At 43.7% G+C, this 21,494-nt stretch carries 21 protein-coding genes; 1 reads left to right on the top strand and 20 read right to left on the bottom strand.

What is annotated here, in order from left to right:
* Positions 1-63: 63 nt before the first annotated feature.
* The 14 genes from ACYQY7_RS11075 to ACYQY7_RS11010 form a co-directional block, all read right to left on the bottom strand.
* Positions 64-498: a low molecular weight protein arginine phosphatase gene (locus tag ACYQY7_RS11075; protein ID WP_461202068.1), complete on the bottom strand. Its 435-nt coding sequence runs from the start codon at positions 496-498 to the stop codon at positions 64-66.
* Between the two features lie 107 nt (positions 499-605).
* Positions 606-1,151, bottom strand: coding sequence for a manganese efflux pump MntP (locus tag ACYQY7_RS11070; protein WP_461202067.1), 546 nt, complete (start codon positions 1,149-1,151; stop codon positions 606-608).
* 62 nt (positions 1,152-1,213) lie between these two features.
* The gene (locus tag ACYQY7_RS11065) at positions 1,214-2,257 is read right to left on the bottom strand and encodes an L-threonylcarbamoyladenylate synthase (protein WP_461202066.1); all 1,044 of its coding nucleotides are present in this window, start codon (positions 2,255-2,257) and stop codon (positions 1,214-1,216) included.
* Between the two features lie 166 nt (positions 2,258-2,423).
* A complete protein-coding gene (spoIIR, locus tag ACYQY7_RS11060; protein ID WP_461202065.1) occupies positions 2,424-3,056 on the bottom strand; it encodes a stage II sporulation protein R in 633 nt (210 codons plus the stop codon).
* An 89-nt stretch (positions 3,057-3,145) separates the two neighbouring features.
* Positions 3,146-3,997, bottom strand: coding sequence for a peptide chain release factor N(5)-glutamine methyltransferase (gene prmC / locus ACYQY7_RS11055; protein ID WP_461202064.1), 852 nt, complete (start codon positions 3,995-3,997; stop codon positions 3,146-3,148).
* The gene (gene prfA, locus ACYQY7_RS11050) at positions 3,987-5,063 is read right to left on the bottom strand and encodes a peptide chain release factor 1 (protein ID WP_461202063.1); all 1,077 of its coding nucleotides are present in this window, start codon (positions 5,061-5,063) and stop codon (positions 3,987-3,989) included. The genes prmC and prfA overlap by 11 nt, the downstream gene beginning before the upstream one ends.
* A 56-nt stretch (positions 5,064-5,119) precedes the next feature.
* Complete coding sequence (locus tag ACYQY7_RS11045) at positions 5,120-5,740, bottom strand: thymidine kinase (protein ID WP_461202062.1); 621 nt, start codon at positions 5,738-5,740, stop codon at positions 5,120-5,122.
* 84 nt (positions 5,741-5,824) lie between these two features.
* The gene (gene rpmE / locus ACYQY7_RS11040) at positions 5,825-6,025 is read right to left on the bottom strand and encodes a 50S ribosomal protein L31 (RefSeq protein WP_003397039.1); all 201 of its coding nucleotides are present in this window, start codon (positions 6,023-6,025) and stop codon (positions 5,825-5,827) included.
* Positions 6,026-6,135: 110 nt separating this feature from the next.
* Positions 6,136-7,422, bottom strand: a complete 1,287-nt coding sequence (gene rho / locus ACYQY7_RS11035; RefSeq protein WP_461202061.1) for a transcription termination factor Rho — start codon at positions 7,420-7,422, stop codon at positions 6,136-6,138.
* Positions 7,423-7,590: 168 nt separating this feature from the next.
* On the bottom strand, positions 7,591-8,553 hold the full coding sequence (gene glpX, locus ACYQY7_RS11030) for a class II fructose-bisphosphatase (protein ID WP_461202060.1): 963 nt from the start codon (positions 8,551-8,553) through the stop codon (positions 7,591-7,593).
* Between the two features lie 26 nt (positions 8,554-8,579).
* On the bottom strand, positions 8,580-9,866 hold the full coding sequence (locus ACYQY7_RS11025) for a UDP-N-acetylglucosamine 1-carboxyvinyltransferase (protein ID WP_461202059.1): 1,287 nt from the start codon (positions 9,864-9,866) through the stop codon (positions 8,580-8,582).
* A 57-nt stretch (positions 9,867-9,923) separates the two neighbouring features.
* On the bottom strand, positions 9,924-10,571 hold the full coding sequence (fsa, locus tag ACYQY7_RS11020) for a fructose-6-phosphate aldolase (RefSeq protein WP_003397044.1): 648 nt from the start codon (positions 10,569-10,571) through the stop codon (positions 9,924-9,926).
* A gap of 83 nt (positions 10,572-10,654) precedes the next feature.
* Positions 10,655-11,515, bottom strand: coding sequence for a class II fructose-bisphosphate aldolase (locus tag ACYQY7_RS11015; protein ID WP_021094333.1), 861 nt, complete (start codon positions 11,513-11,515; stop codon positions 10,655-10,657).
* Positions 11,516-11,718: 203 nt separating this feature from the next.
* Positions 11,719-12,081 carry a response regulator gene (locus ACYQY7_RS11010; RefSeq protein ID WP_461202058.1) on the bottom strand — a complete coding sequence of 121 codons (363 nt, stop codon included), beginning with the start codon at positions 12,079-12,081 and terminating at the stop codon, positions 11,719-11,721.
* 169 nt (positions 12,082-12,250) lie between these two features.
* Here ACYQY7_RS11010 and ACYQY7_RS11005 point away from each other — a divergent pair, with 169 nt between their 5' ends.
* Positions 12,251-12,784 carry a DUF2529 domain-containing protein gene (locus tag ACYQY7_RS11005; RefSeq protein ID WP_461202057.1) on the top strand — a complete coding sequence of 178 codons (534 nt, stop codon included), beginning with the start codon at positions 12,251-12,253 and terminating at the stop codon, positions 12,782-12,784.
* Between the two features lie 27 nt (positions 12,785-12,811).
* Here the strand turns inward: ACYQY7_RS11005 and ACYQY7_RS11000 are convergent, their stop codons facing one another.
* From ACYQY7_RS11000 to ACYQY7_RS10975, 6 genes are all read right to left on the bottom strand, one after another.
* Positions 12,812-14,407 carry a CTP synthase gene (locus ACYQY7_RS11000; protein WP_461202056.1) on the bottom strand — a complete coding sequence of 532 codons (1,596 nt, stop codon included), beginning with the start codon at positions 14,405-14,407 and terminating at the stop codon, positions 12,812-12,814.
* Positions 14,408-14,564: 157 nt separating this feature from the next.
* Positions 14,565-15,164 carry a DNA-directed RNA polymerase subunit delta gene (rpoE, locus tag ACYQY7_RS10995; protein WP_461202055.1) on the bottom strand — a complete coding sequence of 200 codons (600 nt, stop codon included), beginning with the start codon at positions 15,162-15,164 and terminating at the stop codon, positions 14,565-14,567.
* 71 nt (positions 15,165-15,235) lie between these two features.
* The gene (icmF, locus tag ACYQY7_RS10990) at positions 15,236-18,490 is read right to left on the bottom strand and encodes a fused isobutyryl-CoA mutase/GTPase IcmF (RefSeq protein ID WP_461202054.1); all 3,255 of its coding nucleotides are present in this window, start codon (positions 18,488-18,490) and stop codon (positions 15,236-15,238) included.
* A 20-nt stretch (positions 18,491-18,510) separates the two neighbouring features.
* Positions 18,511-19,134, bottom strand: a complete 624-nt coding sequence (locus tag ACYQY7_RS10985) for a TetR/AcrR family transcriptional regulator (RefSeq protein ID WP_461202053.1) — start codon at positions 19,132-19,134, stop codon at positions 18,511-18,513.
* 10 nt (positions 19,135-19,144) lie between these two features.
* Entirely contained in the window at positions 19,145-20,284 is a 1,140-nt protein-coding gene (locus tag ACYQY7_RS10980; RefSeq protein WP_461202052.1) for an acyl-CoA dehydrogenase, read from the bottom strand.
* Positions 20,281-21,432, bottom strand: coding sequence for an acyl-CoA dehydrogenase (locus tag ACYQY7_RS10975; RefSeq protein WP_461202051.1), 1,152 nt, complete (start codon positions 21,430-21,432; stop codon positions 20,281-20,283). Before ACYQY7_RS10975 ends, ACYQY7_RS10980 begins: the two co-directional genes overlap by 4 nt.
* Positions 21,433-21,494: the final 62 nt, after the last annotated feature.

The following is a 21,494-nucleotide window of genomic DNA, read 5'->3' as shown; positions in this document are numbered from 1 at the left end:
AATTGTATATAGAGTTTTATGGATTTTTACAAAAACATTTTAACAGTTACTAACCCCCTTGCTTTATAGCTTTTCATGAAGCTTTTCAATTGCTCGTTCAAGCTCATCGCACGTTTGGCGATACACGTCAATCGAGCCACCAAACGGATCGATAACATCTTTACTGCCACCAAGAAATTCGTTTAACGTAAACGTTTTCCCTTCTGCCTCTGGAAAGTGCGCTAACACATGGTGTTTATGACTTTCGGTCATCGTTAATACGTATGTCGCCCAGTCAATATGTTCTTTCGTTAACAACGTAGCGTGATGATTGATATCGATTCCTTTTTCAGCAAGCACTGCTTTCGCATGTTGTGACGCGTCACTCCCATGAAACGCAAAAATGCCCGCCGATCTCACTTGCACGTGCGGTAGCTGTTTCTGTTTAAGTAACGCCTCTGCCATTGGACTACGACACGTATTTCCTGTACATACAAACAAGACGTTTGTTTGATTCACGATTTACACCTCTCATCGTTTCCCACATGTTTACTATTATTATAAAACAAACAGTAGGGCAAAATATAGAGTAAACAAAAAGAAAAAAAGAACTGGAAACACCCAGCTCATAGCGGAAACAAAAGTTTACACGCAAATAAAAGCAAAATGGCACCACCTAGCGCTTCGCTATATGTACCTAAACACCGTTGAAAACGGCGCCCAAGAAGTAACCCCATCCACGTCAACACCATGCTCATCAGTCCGAATGCGATAACCGCGAATACGATTTTTACTCCGTAAATGCCTAAACTTAGTCCGACAGAAAAACTATCGAGACTAACGCTAAATGCAAATAAAAACAACCCGATACCAATCGGTCTTAGCCAACGTTCTTGTTCATGACGAAACGAAGCGATAACCATTTGTGCACCGAGGATAAACAACAACCCTCCGCCAACGTATGTCGCCATATGACCAAGCTGAACCGATAACAATCGACCGATCGTCATCCCAGCTAAAGGCATGACAATATGAAAAAAGCCGACTGTTAATCCAATATAGGCGATTTGCTTCAACCGAAGCCGAAGCAAACCCATGCCAAGGCTGACTGAAAATGCATCCATTCCCAATGCAAATGCCATCATCGCTAATGTGATCATTTCCCCAATCATATAAATGCCTCCTTAGGACGTGCCTTCACGTTAACATATGCACACCCTAAGGAGTTTAGACATCATTTTTCCATCATTTGTTCATGTCCTGCTGCTTTTAATAGACGATTCATAATAGCTACACCAATCCCTTCATATGGGAACGATTCGCTATAAATGATATCCACATTTGTTGTATCAAATGTTCGTAATGCATCGTATAGCTGTTTCGCAACTGTTCGTAAATCGTGTCGTTGTCCACAAGAAATGACAACGTCTGCTTCATACGTATGACGTCCTTCTTCCGTCGTTAACACGCCCACTTTGAAACCATCGGCACGTTTTTCATTGACGAGTTGTTGCAAAAATGCAGAAGAACCGTGGACAACAACTAACGGAGCTTTCGGTGCGTAATGTGTATATTTCATGCCTGGAGATTTCGGCACTGCTTCTTTTTCCACAAGCGCACGGTCAATATCTACAACTCCGATAACTCGTTCAATATCTTCTTTCGTCACGCCACCTGGTCTTAAAATGGTCGGAATAGCTGTCGTACAGTCAATGACTGTCGATTCAACCCCAACGCCCGTCGGACCTCCATCAACAACTGCCGCAATACGACCATCTAAATCATCAAGTACATGCCCCGCCGTCGTCGGACTTGGTCGTCCTGAACGATTAGCACTCGGTGCAGCAATCGGTAGCCTGCTTGCTTCGATGAGCGCAAGGGCGATTGGATGATTCGGCATGCGCACTGCTATCGTGTTTAACCCAGCAGTAACGCGTGGGGAAACCACTTCTTTTTTTGGAAGGACGAGCGTCAATGAACCAGGCCAAAAATGTTCTATCAATTTGTATGCAACAGGAGGAATGTCGCAGGCAATATCGTGCAATTGTTCTGTTGTTGCAATGTGGACAATAAGTGGATTATCGCTCGGTCTTCCTTTCGCAATAAAAATGTTTTCCACAGCCGCTGTGGACATGGCGTTCGCACCAAGTCCGTATACTGTTTCTGTCGGAAATGCAACAAGGTCGCCTCGTTGTAAATACGAAGCAGCTTGTAAAATCTGTGGATAAGTAATTAAGTCATCCACATTTTTATCCACAAAAAGCACATGTGTTTTCAATGTTTTCACCTCATACATATTCAAGTTGCTTGTTTTTTATCGATATCCTACAAGCATTTTACAGCCATTTCTTCCATGAGTATAAAAGATTCATACAAAATACTCAACAATTGTCCACAAATTGTGGATATGTCACTCTTTTTTGTTGATAATTTTGTGGATATATTTATTGCATGAACTTTTTCCATACTTCTACAACGAAAAATTTCACCTCTATTTGCTGTTCATCCTCGACAACGAGCGGTTGTTTACTTATTTGATCGACTTCTTTCTCTTGTTCAACTTGTTTTTCCACAGGACGAACGGCTTCACCTGTGGAAAAATCGAGAAAACAGAGCGGTGGGAATAAAACGCACCACCAATTCGCTCCTTCACCTTTGCCAAGCGTAATTAATACGGCATCGTACTCACCTGCTGGATATACGTATGAACCGTATATTTTCGTTGGAAATGATACACGTTCGAACGCCACTTTGTACGACTGATTACTCTTTTTTTCTCGAAGAACGCGAGCAACGGTTTGTTCAATTTCGGGTACATGTTGGGCAATGACTTGTTTTGCTTCTTCAAATGACGCTAAGTCGCTCACCCATGTCGTAATTTGCTCATTTACAGCATCCCGAACGGCGCGCTTTAACGCTTGATCCGCTGGTGAATCGCTATTTGCTAAAATGCGCAACCGTACCGCTTCATTTGGAATGACGACATCCCCTTGCGCTTCCGTTTGTTGTCCGTATATTGTAATGAGCGCACCGATCATAACCATTGTTATATATAAAATAATGACGTATTTGTTCATTGTTTACCTCCCCTTTCTTGTTATGCAGTGTAACCAGAAAAAGAGGTTGATAAACTATGAAAATAAAAAAATATAAAAAGCTTCCGATGTTACTCGGAAGCGAGATGAGCGATGACGATGCGCTCTTTACCGTTAATATCAAAAATGATATCGACATGCGCGGAAGAGAATGTTTGTTGCAACATCGTTTTGACCGCTTGCCCTTGTCCGTGACCGATTTCAAATGCAATTAGCGCTTTTTCTGAAACAACTTGAGGCAATTGCTCGGTCAGGCGACGATAAAATAACAAGCCATCTTCGCCACCGACAAGCGCATGAAGCGGCTCTTTTTGTACAACAGGCGATAATGTCGGGATGTCACAGGCTGGAATGTATGGCGGATTAGAAACAACGACATCGACTCGTATGCCTCGTTCGATCATTGGCTGTAATAAATCTCCTTCGAACCAATGGACGTTCGCACGAAGCTGAGCGGCATTTTTTTTCGCGACTTCAAGCGATGAAGCGGCAATATCAATGCCATATACACACCACGTTGGTCGTTCTAACGACAACGTAATCGCGATCGCTCCGCTGCCTGTTCCGACATCAATGACAGAAAGCGGCTGTTTTCGTGCGCGCTCCAGCACATGTGAAACAAGCTCTTCGGTTTCTGGACGTGGAATTAATACATGCTCATTAACGATAAACGTTCGACCGTAAAAGTGTTCATATCCGATCAAATATTGAACCGGAATGTGCTCAAGCGCATGTTTTTTCACATCCGCCATCAATGCTTGTTTGCTCGCCTCATCCATTGGCTCACGTAACGAAGCAAATAGTTGCGCACGCGTCATTTGTAAATGGTGGCGCAACAGCCATTCTGCAGCAGCTTCTTCCTTTCCATGCTCTCGGAAAAAAGAAGAAGCCCATTGAAGGACTTCATATATTCTACTGCTCATTGTTCGCTTGCTCCAATTTTTTCGATTGATCGTCTAAAATGAGCGCATCAATAATTTCATCTAACTTTCCTTCTAACACTTGATCAAGTTTTTGAATCGTCAAGCCGATGCGATGGTCTGTCACGCGATTTTGCGGGAAGTTGTATGTGCGAATACGTTCAGAACGATCGCCTGTTCCGACCGCTTGTTTGCGCGTTTGGTCGTATTCGGCACGCGCTTCTTGTTGGTATTTATCGTAAATGCGCGCGCGCAATACTTTCATTGCTTTTTCTTTATTTTTAATTTGCGATTTTTCATCTTGGCACGATACGACAATTCCTGTTGGAATGTGCGTTAAACGAACAGCGGACATCGTCGTATTAACGCTTTGCCCTCCCGGACCGCTCGACGCGAACGTATCAACGCGAATATCTTTTTCGTTAATTTCAATTTCAATTTCTTCCATCTCTGGCAAACATGCAACTGTCGCTGTCGACGTATGAATGCGTCCACCCGATTCCGTCTCTGGTACGCGCTGAACGCGATGGGCACCGTTTTCAAATTTTAATTTTGAATATGCCCCTTTTCCTTGAATCATAAAGATGATTTCTTTGTAGCCACCAAGTCCTGTCGGGTGTGCTTCAATCACTTCTGTTTTCCATCCTTGCGACTCCGCATAGCGCGTATACATGCGATACAAGTCGCCTGCAAAAAGCGCAGCTTCCTCGCCACCTGCCGCTCCACGAATTTCCATAATGACGTTTTTATCGTCGTTCGGATCTTTCGGGAGCAACAATACTTTTAACTTTTCAATAAGCTGTTCTTCACGCTCTTCTAGCTCGTTAATTTCCTCTTTCACCATTTCGCGCATATCTGGATCGAGCTTTTCTTCCAACATCGCTTTTGCATCTGCTAACTGCTCACGCACCGATTTATATTCGCGATACGTTTGTACCGTTTCCGCTAAATCGGATTGTTCTTTCGAATAATCACGTAGCTTTTTCGGGTCATTTAATACTTCTGGATCCATTAATAGTTCATTTAATTTTTCATAACGGGCTTCTACTGCCTGTAAACGATCGAACATTTTTCTCACCTCGACTTTTCATTATATCATAAACGATCATACGAAAAAACTCGCCCTTATGGACGAGTCGCTGTTTCTTTACTTGCTTTATTTTTCGCTGGATGATCAGGCACTTCGTGATGATGGCGGCAACGTGGTTCGTACGATTCGCTTGCACCGATTAAAATGACAGGGTCGTTGTACGATGCAGGTCGACCGTTAATGAGCCGCTGCGTGCGCGATGCGGGAGAGCCACAGACGGTACAAACAGCTTGTAGCTTTGTCACCGATTCAGCAATAGACATTAACGTTGGAACAGGTCCGAACGGTTCACCGCGAAAATCTTGGTCTAAGCCAGCTACAATGACACGATATCCTTCATCAGCAAGCTGTTGCACAACATCAACGACATGTTCGTCAAAAAATTGCACTTCATCAATCGCCACAACGTCCGTATTTGCGGAGATGTGTTTTCGAATGTCTAACGCACAAGAAACAGGAATAGCAATAACAGAAGTTCCATTATGAGAAACGACAGCTTCGTCACTATATCGGTTATCAATCGCTGGCTTAAACACTCTCACTTCTTGTTTCGCAAATTGAGCGCGGCGTACGCGGCGAATGAGTTCTTCTGACTTTCCGGAGAACATGCTGCCGCAAATGACTTCGAGCCAGCCGGATTGCTTCATAACATCCATCAGGGCGTCCCCTTCCTTTCAAACTTTCACGAAAAAAACAGGCAAGTGAAAAAAGTTCGCTTGCCTGTTTTCATGACATACGGATTACTTAAGACCGTATTTTTTGTTAAATTTATCAACACGTCCTGCAGCAGAAGCGAATTTTTGACGTCCTGTGTAGAATGGATGGCACGCTGAGCAAATTTCTACGCGCACTTCGTCTTTCACAGAACCGCTCTCAAACTCGTTTCCACACGCGCATTTAACCATCACTTTTTTATAGTTTGGATGGATTCCTGCTTTCATCTCATTTCATCTCCTTCCGCCCTGAATCTTTTCGAAACAGAGTTTATATGCAATCAAAAACACACATGATAAAATTATAACAACCGTCCCGCTGTTTTGCAACTATCCATTTATAACCGTTTTAAATTTCCGGCTGTTTTCCACTCTTCATCCAACATCGCAAAAAACTCTTCGTTCGTTTTCGTTTGTTTTAATCGATGAATAAATCGCTCAATAAAGTCTGGCGTATCTGACATCGTCTTACGAATCGCCCATAATTTTTCTAAATTTTCTCCTGGGATTAACAATTCTTCTTTTCGTGTACCGGAACGACGAATGTCGATGGCAGGGAAAATACGCTTTTCCGCTAATGAGCGATCAAGATGAAGCTCCATATTCCCCGTTCCTTTAAATTCTTCATAAATGACATCGTCCATGCGCGAGCCTGTATCGACAAGAGCCGTCGCTAAAATCGTTAAGCTGCCCCCTTCTTCGATGTTTCGCGCCGCTCCGAAAAAACGTTTCGGACGGTGGAATGCGGCCGGGTCAATTCCCCCCGAAAGTGTGCGTCCGCTTGGTGGGATGACTAAGTTATACGCGCGCGCTAAACGCGTAATACTGTCCATTAAAATAACGACGTCACGTTTATGCTCAACAAGACGCATCGCACGTTCAAGCACAAGTTCCGCCACTTTAATATGGTTTTCCGGCACTTCATCAAACGTGGAGCTAACGACATCGGCACATACGGAACGTTCAATGTCTGTCACTTCCTCTGGACGCTCGTCAATGAGTAAAACGATTAGTTCAACGTCGGGATGATTCGTTGTAATGCTGTTGGCAATTTCCTTTAACAACATCGTTTTTCCCGCTTTTGGAGGCGCGACAATTAAACCGCGCTGACCGAATCCGATCGGAGCAATCAAATCGATGAGACGAGTAGATAGTTTGTCCGGTGTCGTTTCTAGCTTCATTTGTCGGTTTGGATAAAGCGGTGTAAGCGCCGGGAAGTGAACGCGTTCTTTCGCAATTTCTGGGTCTTCACCGTTTACTGCCTCGACGTGCAGTAAGCCGAAATACCGTTCATTTTCTTTTGGCGGGCGCACTTTTCCTGATACTTTATCACCGTTGCGCAAATCGAAGCGGCGAATTTGCGATGCGGAAATATAAATATCTTCCGAACTAGGGGAATAGTTAATCGGACGTAAAAAACCAAACCCTTCTGATTGAATAATTTCAAGCACGCCTTCCATGAAGAAAAGACCATCTTGTTCTGCGCGCGCTTTTAAAATGGCAAAAATTAATTCTTTTTTTGTCAGTTTACTGTAATATGAAATTTTGTATTGGCGAGCTAACTCATATAGCTCTTTAATCGTCATATTTTCTAGCGTTGCAATCGTTAAATCTCCTAACTCCATACTTACACCACTCTTTTATTTATTTTCATGAATTGCTCTTTAGGTTGGAAACAGCGAAGATGAAAAGATGATTGCGAGAAGAGACATAACACGACTATTTTACCCTTTTTTTATATTGTCAATCAATAGAAAAAGAGCGAGAGCGCGAAAAGTTCGCGCATCCCGCGATTACTTCATGACGAGATTCGGCTTTTTCTTTAAACTATGGCGTCCTTCAATGAAACGAACGGTACCTGATTTCGCACGCATAACGACGGAGTGCGTCTCGCCATATGTTCCTTTAAATTGCACACCGCGCAACAATTCTCCGTCCGTTACACCCGTTGCCGCAAAGATGGCGTCATCCCCTTTGACAAGATCCTCCATTCGCAACACCCGATTCACATCAATCCCCATTTTTTTGCACCGTTCCAATTCAGCATCGTTTTGTGGCAATAACTTTCCTTGTATTTCTCCACCGAGACATTTAAGGGCAACAGCCGCTAATACTCCTTCCGGTGCGCCTCCTGAACCAAATAAAATGTCTACACCTGTATGATCAAATGCTGTATTAATCGCTGCAGCAACATCACCATCATTAATAAGTTTAATGCGCGCTCCTGCTTCACGCAACTCCGCAATGATGCGCTCGTGGCGTGGACGATTTAAAATAATCGCTACAACGTCTTCAATATCTTTATTTTTCGCTTTCGCTACCGCTTTTAAATTATCGACAATCGGTGCGTTAATGTCGATCATGCCGACCGCTTCGGGTCCAACAGCGATTTTATCCATGTACATATCTGGCGCATGAAGCAAGTTGCCATGATCCGCTACCGCAACAACGGCTAAAGCATTCCAACCCCCTGAAGCGACTATACTCGTTCCTTCAAGCGGATCAACCGCCACATCGACGCGCGGGCCGTAACCATTACCAAGTTTTTCGCCAATATACAACATCGGTGCTTCGTCCATTTCCCCTTCACCGATGACGACCGTTCCTTTCATCGGAATCGTATCAAATACGTCGCGCATCGCAGACGTGGCTGCCTCATCTGCTTCATCTTTTTTGCCGCGCCCCATCCAGCGTGCTGCAGCTAATGCTGCCGCTTCTGTTACACGGACAAGCTCCATTGATAAACTTCTTTCCATCGTTTCTCCCTCTCCCCTTTGGTGCATTATGTGCTCTTCAGTTGCTCGATTTCTTGTGCAGTCATTTGTTCGCGCCAAACTGTAGCGCCAAGGTTCACAAGTTTGTCAACTAAGTTGCTATAACCGCGATCAATATGCTCTAATCCTGTAATTTCTGTAACCCCTTCAGCCATTAGCCCAGCAATAACAAGTGCTGCTCCTGCCCGCAAATCGGTTGCGCGCACTTTTGCCCCTTGTAGCCGCGATGGACCCGTAATAATGGCTGATCGCCCTTCGACTTTGACATTGGCGTTCATGCGCCGTAATTCATCGATATGTTTAAATCGGGCGCTATAAATCGTATCTGTTACAATGCTCGTCCCAGACGCTTTCGTTAATAGTGAAGTGAATGGCTGTTGTAAATCAGTCGGAAAACCAGGGTAAACGAGCGTTTTAACATCGACAGCACGAAGATGATTTTTCGTCGCAATAAAAATTTGGTCATCGCTCGTTTCCACCACGACACCCATTTCCCGCATTTTCGCAATAACAGCTTCTAAATGTTGCGGAATAACGTTGTCAATAATCACTTCTTTTCCCATGGCTGCACCGATAATCATATACGTTCCCGCTTCAATGCGATCCGGAATAATGGAATGACGGCAACCGTGCAACTGTTCCACTCCGTCAATGCGAATGACGTCTGTTCCTGCCCCTTTAATGCGCGCGCCCATGTTCGTCAACAACGTCGCAACGTCAATAATTTCTGGTTCTTTTGCCGCGTTTTCAATAATCGTTCTCCCTTTTGCTAGGACGGCAGCTAACATAATGTTAATCGTTGCCCCAACGCTGACGACGTCCAAATAAATGCGCGCTCCACGAAGCTCTTCCGCCCGTAAATAAATCGCTCCTTGCTCGTTAGTCACTTTTGCCCCAAGCGCCTCAAACCCTTTAATGTGCTGATCAATTGGGCGCGGTCCTAAATGGCAACCGCCCGGCAATCCAATGACCGCTTTTTTAAACCGTCCGAGCATCGCACCCATCAAATAATATGACGCGCGCAACTTTTTCACTTTTCCGTTTGGCAAAGGCATGGAAACGATATGCGACGGATCAATGACGACCTCGTTTTCATCAAAATGAAATGTACCGCCAATTTCTTCGATTAATTGTCCGAGCACATGAACGTCTGAAATGTTTGGCAACCCTTCAATGACTACGGGTGAGTTTGCTAAAATAGCGGCTGGAATGAGCGCGACGGCGCTATTTTTCGCTCCACTAATGCGCACGGAGCCTTGAAGGAGGTCACCGCCGACAATTTTTAACTTTTCCATATGTGTCTCCCTTCTCGCAAAGCAAGTACTAGAACGCGACGGAAAACTGTTAAACCATTATTTTTGGTTTGCTTTATTCCAGTCTGCTAAAAACTTTTCGATGCCTTGATCTGTAAGCGGATGTTTAAATAGTTGCATAAGCACGTTGTAAGGCACTGTCGCAATGTGTGCACCTTTTAATGCTGCCTCTGTCACATGTTGTGGGTGACGAATAGATGCCGCGATAATTTCTGTCTCAATGTCGTGAATGGCAAAAATGTTCGCAATCGTTTCAATTAAGTCTAAGCCGTTATGACCGATATCATCTAAACGACCTAAAAACGGCGATACGTATGTCGCACCAGCACGCGCTGCTAACAGCGCTTGATTCGCGCTAAAAATAAGTGTGACGTTTGTTTTAATCCCTTTTTCGCTAAATACTTTTACCGCCTTTAACCCTTCTGGCGTCATCGGCACTTTAATTGTGATGTTCGGTGCGATTTTTGCTAATTCTTCTCCTTCCGCAATCATTCCTTCTGCATCTGTAGCGATAACTTCCGCACTAACTGAGCCTGAAACGAGAGAAGTAATTTCACGCAGACGATCGTGGAACGATACGTTCTCTTTTGCGACGAGGCTTGGATTTGTTGTTACTCCCGCTAGAATACCTAGTTCATGGGCGTGGCGAATTTCATCAATATTTGCTGTGTCAATAAAAAATTTCATCATTTTCAACCTCCTAAACGCTTTCAAAAATGGAATGAAACAAAACCGCCCGCCTCAGCAAGGCTGAAACGGTGCGGCTTGTATTACAACGCTTTGCCGGAAGAACCGAATTCGCGCATTTTGCCGATGACTGTTTCTTTAATCGCATCGCGACCAGGGCCGAGGAATTTGCGCGGATCGTACACTTTTTCATCTTTCGCTAACACTTCGCGCACTACTTTTGTAAATGCCATTTGGTTTTCTGTATTGACGTTAATTTTTGATGTACCGAGCGAGATGGCACGCTGAATTTGTTCTGTTGGGATACCTGTTCCACCGTGTAATACGAGCGGTACACCTGTACGATCACGAATTTCTTCCATCTCTTTAAATCCTAGTTTTGGTTCGCCTTTGTATGGACCGTGCACAGAACCGAGCGCCGGCGCTAAACAGTCGATGCCTGTACGCTTCACAAGCTCTTCGCACTCATCTGGATTTGCATAAATAATTCCTTCTGCAACAACATCATCTTCTTGTCCGCCGACTGTTCCTAGCTCCGCTTCAACGGATACGCCACGCGCATGAGCATACTCAACAACTTTTGTTGTAATTTCAACGTTTTCTTCAAACGGATGATGTGATGCGTCGATCATGACTGATGTAAATCCAGCGTCAATCGCTGCTTTACATTTTTCAAAGCTCGAACCGTGGTCAAGGTGAATCGCGACAGGAACAGTAATGTTCATGTCTTCCATTAATCCTTTCACCATGTTCACAATCGTTTTGAAGCCGCCCATGTAGCGAGCTGCTCCTTCAGACACGCCAAGGATCACAGGAGATTTTTCTTCTTCCGCTGCTGCTAAAATAGCTTGCGTCCATTCTAAATTGTTGATATTAAACTGACCGACCGCATACTTGCCTGCCAATGCTTGTTTAAGCATTTCCGTCATTGAAACTAAAGGCATCGTTAAATCCTCCTTAAATTAGCCATTGTTCACTATCCGAAAGCGCCTTTCACATGTACAATGACCAAAATACGACAATTTTATACAAGACGACCTCGAATAGTATGTACATTATAAGAATAACAAACTTTGTTTCCACACATCAACATTATTCGCCGAAACGAACAAAACTTTGTGAAAAAAGTTCAAAAAGCTGTCAATGGTTAACCAATATATTTTTTCACTGCGTCGCGCATATCGTCTATATCAAAAGGTTTCGCAAAATGTGTCAGCGCACCGAGTTTTTTCGTCTCATGAATCATATCGAGTTCTCCGTAAGCTGTCATGACGATAACTTTTACATGTTCATTCATCTCTTTCATTTTCTTTAAAATTTCGACTCCATCCATGCCCGGAATTTTCATATCTAACAATACTAAATCTGGGGAGTGCTTCGCAAACAAATCGAGCGCTTGAACACCGTTTGCAGCTTGATACGTTTCGTATCCTTCTTTTTGAAATACTTCGTTTAATAAAATACGAATGCCAAACTGGTCGTCCACAATCAAAATCTTCCCCGCCATCATAAACACCTCTATTTTTTCTTTTTCATATATAAAACTTCTATTCTTATTATCGTATCACTATTTCGAAATTTTTACCATTTATCCTGCCTGATGTTCTAATTTTGATCATTTTTTTATTTTTTAATATAATGAACACTAAACAAAACGTCGCATGAAAAGGGGATTTACCATGTTAAAAATATTATCAACACAGCTTGTTGGTGTGTTTCAGCGAATAAGCGTGCAAGAGGAGGAGCAGTTCGAAGATGCCGCCCGTTTGTTTGCCCAAGCGATCATTAGTGACGGTACCATTTTTGTTTACGGAATCGATGAGATGGAAGCGGTTGTTGCGGAAGCGCTGCATGGAGCTGAAAAATTGCCGAACGTTAAACAGCTAAACATGAACGAAGTAACAACGGCTGACCGCGTGCTTATCGTTTCGCGCTTTTGCACAGATGAAGAAGCGATTCGCATCGCCAAACAGCTTCACGAACAAAACATATGGACGATCGGCATGTCATCCGTTAAAACGGAAACCGTTAAAACGGAAACGACGGCATCACTTGTTGACTATGTCGATGTACATATTGATTTATGTTTAAAACAGCCACTCGTTCCAACAGAAGACGGGGCGCGTGTTGGCTTTCCTTCTGCGATTGCCGCTTTATTTGCCTATCATAGCTTAGCGCTCATGACGCAAGAAATCGTTGCCGAATATGAATAAGAGGATGCCCATAGCGGACATCCTCTATTATTTTTCTAGCGATGCGCGAATAAATTCGCGGAAAAGTGGTTGCGGGCGCGTCGGACGAGATGTGAATTCCGGATGGAACTGCGCGGCAACAAACCATGGATGATCTTTCAATTCGATAATTTCTACAAGACGTCCATCTGGGCTTGTTCCGGAAAAGACAAAACCATTTTCCTCCATCATTGTACGATACTCATTGTTAAATTCATAACGATGGCGATGACGCTCATAAATGACCTCATCTTGGTATGCCTCGTACGCTTTCGTTCCTTCAATGAGCTTGCACGGATACAAGCCAAGACGAAGCGTTCCTCCTAAATCTTCAATATCTTTTTGTTCTGGCAATAAATCAATAATTGGATGCGGCGTGTTCGGATCGATTTCCGCCGAATGAGCATCTTTTAACCCAACGACATGACGAGCAAATTCAACAGATGCTAACTGCATACCTAAACAAATGCCGAGGAATGGGATACGTTGCTCGCGCGCATAGCGGATCGCTTCAATTTTTCCTTCAATACCACGATCGCCAAATCCACCTGGAACGAGAATACCATTTACCCCTTGAAGCAATTGTGCAACGTTGTCTCGATTAACATGTTCAGAGTTAATCCAACGAATATCAATATCCGCATCAAATGCGTATCCGGCATGACGTAACGCTTCCACGACAGAAATGTACGCATCTTGCAGTTCAACATATTTTCCTACGAGCGCAATCGTTGTTTTGTTTGATAAGTTGCGCACTTTTTCAACGAGCGCAACCCATTCGGTCATATTTGCTTCGTTACAGTTTAGTTTTAAATGTTCACAAACGATTTGATCAAGCTTTTGCTCTTGAAGCATAAGCGGTACAGCGTATAACGTATCAGCATCGCGCGCTTCAATGACCGCTTTCGGATCAATGTCACAGAATAAAGCAATTTTATCTTTCATATCTTGAGACATCGGCATTTCTGTGCGCACGACGATGACGTTTGGCTGAATGCCTAAGCTACGCAACTCTTTCACGCTATGTTGCGTCGGTTTCGTTTTCATTTCACCTGCTGCTTTAATATACGGCACAAGCGTACAATGAATGTACATCACGTTGTCGCGACCAACATCGCTTTTAATTTGACGAATCGCTTCTAAAAACGGAAGAGATTCAATATCCCCAACCGTTCCACCAATTTCAGTAATAACTACGTCCGCATTCGTTTCACGCCCTGCACGGAACACACGCTCTTTAATTTCATTTGTAATGTGCGGAATAACTTGCACCGTGCCACCTAAGTAATCGCCACGACGTTCTTTTTTCAATACGGTGGAATAAATTTTTCCTGTTGTTACGTTGCTGTATTTGTTTAAATTAATGTCAATAAAGCGCTCATAATGTCCTAAGTCTAAGTCCGTTTCCGCTCCGTCATCTGTAACGAACACTTCCCCGTGTTGATACGGACTCATCGTTCCTGGGTCAACGTTAATGTACGGATCAAACTTTTGAATCGTCACTTTCAAGCCGCGATTTTTTAATAATCGACCGAGTGAAGCAGCCGTAATTCCTTTCCCAAGCGATGATACAACGCCACCTGTTACAAAAATATATTTTGTCATGAAAACCTTCCCCCTCAACTCATTTAGAATAGTTACAGTGTGTGCGAATTCGGGGAAAAATAAAAACGCTCCGCTTACAAATATGTAAGGGAGCGAACGTATCTCTATGAAAAGAGCCCAAACAGAATTCTACATATATCGATGTAAAAAGTCAAGGTTATAATTCCTCATCTTCTTCTAACTCTAATTCTTCATCGACGACGTCTAGCTCTTCATCAATCGGATCGTCGTCTAAATCGAGTTCTTCATCTAATAAATCATCAATGACTTCTTCGTCTTCATCTAATACAAAATCATCGTCTAACAGTTCTTCATCATCTAATAATTCTTCATCTAAATCGTCATATACTAACTCTTCTTCATCCATGATGTCATCAAAATCGTCAAAGTCATCCGCCACTTTTTTCTTCTTCTTCACGCGTTCTACAGGAACGGCTTCATCCTCTGTTTGATCATACGGATACCACGAACGCAAACCCCAAGCCGTTTCCCCAACACAAATGAACCGCCCATCGACGTTTAAATCTGTATAAAACTGCGCTAATCGCGCGCTCACTTCGCTTTCAGATAATCCTTTCATCGCGACTAGCTGTTCAACCATCTCTTGAAATGACACTGTCTGCTTTTTCTCACACAATAGTAAATACGCAAGTTCGACGAAAGACATCTCCCGCAATTGTTCTTGAGCGTATTGCTCCAAACTCACTTTCCGCACTCCCTTTCTCCAACGTATGAAAACAACAAAAATCCATACCATTCATTATAAACAAATTCATTTACTTTATGCTAGACGGTTGCCCAAAAAAAATGTCGGGACATCCCCCGACATTACATATTGCGGCGATATTGTCCACCGACTTCGTACAACGCTTTCGTAATTTGTCCCAAACTTGCTACTTTCACCGTTTCCATTAGTTCAGCAAAAATGTTTCCACCACTTACAGCGACATGTTTTAGCCGCGCAAGCGCTCCATCGACTTCATCTTTATGTTGTTCATGGAATTTGCGCAAGTTTTCGAGTTGTAGTTGCTTTTCTTCGTACGAGGCGCGCGCAAGCTGCAAGCTTTCAATTTCTTCCTCGACAGCCGCATTCGGATTTAAATATGTGTTCACTCCGATAATCGGCAATTCTCCGCTATGTTTTTTCATTTCATAATACATTGATTCATCTTGAATTTTACCGCGTTGATATTGCATTTCCATCGCACCGAGCACACCACCGCGTTCATCAAGACGTTCGAACTCTTTTAACACCGCTTCTTCAACTAAATCCGTTAACTCTTCAATAATGAATGAACCTTGGAGCGGATTTTCGTTTTTCGTTAACCCATGTTCTTTTGTAATGATGAGCTGAATCGCCATTGCGCGACGGACAGATTCTTCTGTCGGTGTTGTAATCGCCTCATCGTAGGCGTTCGTATGAAGCGAGTTACAATTATCATGAAGCGCCATAAGCGCCTGTAACGTTGTACGAATGTCGTTAAAGTCAATTTCTTGTGCGTGAAGCGAGCGCCCTGACGTCTGTACGTGATATTTCAGCTTTTGGCTTCGTTCATTTGCTCCGTATTTTTCCCTCATCACAACTGCCCAAATGCGTCGGGCTACCCGACCGATAACAGTATATTCTGGATCGAGACCGTTACTGAAGAAAAACGATAAGTTTGGTGCAAAATCATCAATGTGCATGCCTCGGCTTAAATAATATTCAACGTACGTAAAACCGTTCGCAAGCGTAAACGCTAATTGCGTGATCGGATTTGCTCCAGCTTCCGCAATATGATAGCCTGAGATGGAAACAGAATAATAGTTACGGACACGATTGTCGATAAAATATTGTTGAATATCTCCCATCATGCGCAAAGCAAATTCGGTTGAAAAAATGCACGTATTTTGTCCTTGGTCTTCTTTTAAAATATCGGCTTGGACTGTTCCACGAACCGTTTGCAACGTCCATGCTTTCACCTGTTCATATTCTTCTTTCGTCAACTTTCGTCCAAGTTCCGCTTCTTTCTTCTCTACTTGTTGATCAATCGCTGTATTTAGAAACATCGCTAAAATGATTGGCGCAGGACCATTAATTGTCATCGATACAGATGTAAGCGGATGGCATAAATCAAACCCTTTGTATAATTTTTTCATATCATCTAACGTACAAACGCTTACACCACTTTCACCGATTTTCCCAAAAATATCTGGACGTTCATTCGGGTCTTCCCCATATAACGTGACAGAATCAAACGCGGTACTTAACCGTTTCGCTGGATCGTCTTTACATAAGTAATGGAAGCGCCGATTCGTCCGCTCTGGCGTACCTTCCCCTGCAAACTGTCGCTTCGGATCTTCCTCCTGCCGTTTAAACGGGAATACACCAGCGGTAAATGGAAATGCACCTGGAACGTTTTCTTTATAAAGCCATCGTAAAATTTCCCCGTAATCTTTAAACTTTGGCAGCGCCACTTTTGGAATATTTAACCCTGCTAAACTTTTTGTCGTTAGTGGCGTGACGATTTCTTTATCGCGCACTTTTGTCACAAACTCTTTGGCAGCATATTTCTTTTTCACATCTTCCCATGAAGCTAATAGCTTTCTCGACTCTGGCGTTAATTTTTCCTCATATGATCGCTTTGCCTCTTGTAAAGCTTCCAATGCTTGTTCATGATGGTACTCATTCATCGTTTCGATGGCGCCTTTAAGCTGAAATACACGGCGAGCCATTTCACACTGCTCATTGACGCGCTTATGATATTGACGGATCGTATCGGCAATTTCGCGCAAATAATGGCGACGTTCGTTCGGGATAATGACGTTTTGTTTTTCGACACGATCGACTTTTTGCAACGTCGTCGTCCAATTTGTTCCCATTCGTTCGTTAATTAAGTCGATTAATGCGACAAAGAGCGTATTTGTTCCCGGGTCGTTAAATTGGCTGGCGATCGTTCCGAATACAGGCATTTCGCTAACATCGCGATCAAACAATTGATGGCTTCGTTGATATTGCTTTTGCACTTGGCGCTTTGCATCTTCTGAACCTTGTCGCTCAAATTTATTAATGACAATGAGATCGGCATAGTCGATCATATCGATTTTTTCAAGCTGCGATGGGGCGCCGAACTCGCTCGTCATCACATACATCGCAATATCACAAATATCTTTAATCGCTGCATCGCCTTGACCGATGCCGCTCGTTTCTACGATCACTAAATCAAAGCCTGCCGCTTTAACGACTTCAATTGCATCTTGAATCGCAAGCGACAATTCCGAACGCGAACTGCGCGTCGCTAAGCTGCGCATATAGACGCGCGGGGAAGAAATCGCATTCATGCGAATGCGGTCACCAAGCAATGCACCGCCCGTTTTTTGTTTTGTCGGATCAACCGATAAAATCGCCACTTTTTTCTCAGGAATTTCATTTAAAAAACGACGGACGAGCTCATCTGTGAGCGAGCTTTTGCCGGCTCCACCTGTTCCGGTAATTCCGATAACTGGCACGCGTCTCGCCATCGCTTTCACTTGTTGTAAAACCGCTTCTGCCGTGGCGGCGACTTCGCTATGAGTATTGACACGATTTTCGCACAAGGTAATTAAGCGCGCGACCGCTTGAACGTCCCCGGTTGCTAATCGCTCTACTTCATCAGTAATTTCTTTGACAGTCGGAAAATCGCATTCTTCCATCATGATGTTAATCATTCCTTGCAATCCGTAACGCCGCCCGTCTTCTGGCGAGAAAATACGCGCGATACCATATTCGTGCAATTCTTTTATTTCCCTTGGAATAATAACACCGCCACCACCGCCGTAAATACGAATGTGTGATGCGCCACGTTGTTGCAATAAGTCATACATATATTTAAAAAATTCCATATGTCCGCCTTGATACGATGATACAGCAATGCCTTGCACATCTTCTTGAATGGCAGCGTTCACAATTTCTTCAACCGAGCGGTTATGTCCAAGATGAATGACCTCGGCTCCGCTCGCCTGCAAGATGCGACGCATAATGTTAATGGCCGCATCGTGCCCATCAAACAAACTAGACGCCGTCACAAAGCGAACGTGATGTTTTGGACGATAAATGTGCGCCATGTTTCTCCCATCCCCTTTCGCTATCGCTTCATAAGCCCTTCTAGCAATAGCTTTGTTTGCAATTCAATATATTCATCGAGCGTATACATTTTTTTCAACGCCCAACGACGGAACCCCCACATTTGACCGAGAACGAAAATGTTATGTGCAAATAACTGAATTTCTTGTTCTGTTAATGAAAATACCCCGTTGTCCACGCAGCGTCGTAAAATATGTTCAAACATCGCAACCATTTGTAATTCTTTATTAAGCACATACGGAAGCGATTCTTTACCAAGTGATTTCGCTTCTTGATACATAACGAGCACTTCATCTTGCAGTTCATCAACAACGCGAAAATAGTAATCAATCGCTAATTTTAACCCGTCTAAATCCCCTTTTGTCGTATCGATGGCTTGCTCCATACGATCGCGTACTTCATCGTAAATACGGTCACATACTAAATAAAGAACGTCTTCTTTTTTGCGAATGTATTCGTATAACGTTCCGATGCTAAAGCCAGAAGCGCGGGCAATTTCGCGCGTCGTCGTTTGATGAAACCCTTTTTGTTTAAATAGCGAAATCGCCCCTTTAATCATTTGGTTGCGCCTTTTTTTCACAAGCCGTTCATCTTTTACAGATGCTGGAACTTCACGTTTTTTCATCACATCCCTCCTATTTCGTCAACATTCTTGAAATAACGATGCGTTGAATTTCTTGCGTTCCTTCATAAATTTGCGTAATTTTTGCGTCGCGCATAAAGCGCTCTACTGGATAGTCTTTCGTATAGCCGTAACCGCCGAAAATTTGTACCGCTTCGACGGTCACTTTCATCGCCGTATCCCCTGCAAACAATTTCGCCATCGCTGATTCTTTTCCGTACGGTAAGCCGTTTGATTCAAGCCATGCTGCTTGATATGTTAGTAGACGGGCAGCTTCAATCGCTGTCGCCATATCAGCTAGCTTAAAGGCAATGCCTTGTTGTTCCGCAATTGGCTTGCCGAATTGAACCCGTCCTTTCGCATATTCTATCGCTGCATCTAACGCCCCTTGAGCGATGCCGACCGCTTGCGCAGCGATGCCGTTTCGCCCTCCATCGAGCGTCATCATTGCAATTTTAAAACCTTCTCCTTCTTCACCGAGCAAATTTTCTTTCGGAATGCGGCAATCTTCAAAAATGAGCTCCGTCGTTGGTGATGAACGAATGCCGAGCTTTTTCTCTTTTTTCCCGATCGAAAATCCAGACGTTCCTTTTTCAACAATAAACGCGCTAATGCCGCGATGTTTTTTCTCTGGATCTGTCACAGCAAAAACAACATAAATATCGGCTTCCCCACCGTTTGTAATCCATACTTTTGAGCCGTTTAATACGTAATGATCGCCATCCTTTATGGCACGCGTTTTCATCGCTGAAACGTCAGAACCTGCTCCTGGTTCAGACAAACCGTATGCCCCAAGTTTTTCGCCCGTTGCTAATGCCCGTAAATACGTTTGTTTTTGTTGTTCAGTTCCAAATTTATAAATCGGCCAACTTGCTAACGAAATATGGGCGGAAAGCGTCACCCCTGTTGATGCGCACACCTTTGAAAGCTCCTCCACAGCGATAACGTATGCTAAATAGTCGCTGCCGATGCCACCGTATTCCTCTGGCCACGGAATGCCTGTCAAACCGAGCTCTGCCATTTTATTAAAAATGTCGCGATCAAAACGCTCTTCTTCATCGCGTTCCGCCGCTGTCGGTGCGACTTCGTTTTTCGCAAAATCGCGCACCATTTTTCGTATCATTTCATGCTCTTCACTTAATTGAAAGTTCATTTTCCGATCCCCCTCAGCAAATGTTTACTAATGACAATTCGTTGAATTTCACTCGTTCCTTCATAAATTTCGCACACTTTCGCATCGCGGAATAGCCGTTCAACAGGATAGTCTTCTGTGTAGCCGTTGCCTCCGAAAATTTGTACCGCTTCAATCGCGTTTTCCATCGCTGTTTTTGATGCAAACAGCTTTGCCATCGATGCTTCTTTTCCGCACGGCATGCCGTTTGAGCGTAAAAACGCCGCATGATAAACGAGCAGTTTTGCCGCTTCGACGTTCGTTGCCATATCAGCTAGTTTAAACGCGATGCCTTGTTGTTCCGCAATTGGCTTGCCGAACTGGATGCGCTCTTTCGCATAATTCGTGGCGTGTTCAAGCGCAGCTTCGGCAATACCGAGCGATTGAGCTGCGATCCCGATGCGACCGCTATCTAAATTAGCCATCGCAATTTTAAATCCGTCTCCTTCTTGACCGAGCAAGTTTTCCGCAGGCACGCGCATATCTTCAAACGATAATTGAACAGTGCGCGACCCGTGAAGCCCCATTTTTTTCTCGTCTTTTCCGATGATAAGACCTTGGGTATGTTTTTCAACGATAAATGCGCTTACTCCTTTACTTCCTTTTTCTTCTGGATTTGTACGAGCAAATACGATGTACGTATCCGCTTCCCCACCGTTTGTAATAAATACTTTCGAGCCATTTAGTACGTAATGATCACCATCGCGAATGGCTGTCGTTTTTAAGCTTGCTGCATCCGATCCTGATCCTGGTTCCGTTAGGCAAAACGCCCCTAAATATTCACCTCGCGCTAGCTTCGGCACATATTTTCGCTTTTGCTCTTCCGTTCCGAAATATAAAATCGGATTTGTGCCGACAGACGTATGGACAGATAAAATTACCCCAACGGTTGCGCTCACTTTTGAAATTTCGTGAATGGCGATAATGTATGATGTAAAATCCATTCCTGCCCCACCATATTGTTCAGGGACGGTAACGCCCATAAGACCGAGCTCCGCCATTTTTTCGAGAATCGGGCGCGGAAACTCTCCGCGCTCCATACGCTCAACGAACGGAGCGATTTCATTTTCAGCAAACTCGCGCACCATTTGACGCATCATTTGCTGTTCTTCTGTAAAATGTAAATTCATGATGTCAACCGTTACAGAAAACTTACAAAACTTTATAAATAATCTATTAATTATTTATAAAG

The sequence above is a fragment of the Anoxybacillus sp. TBDG-1 genome, assembly GCF_054815885.1.
This window is presented reverse-complemented; position numbering and strand designations above follow the sequence as displayed.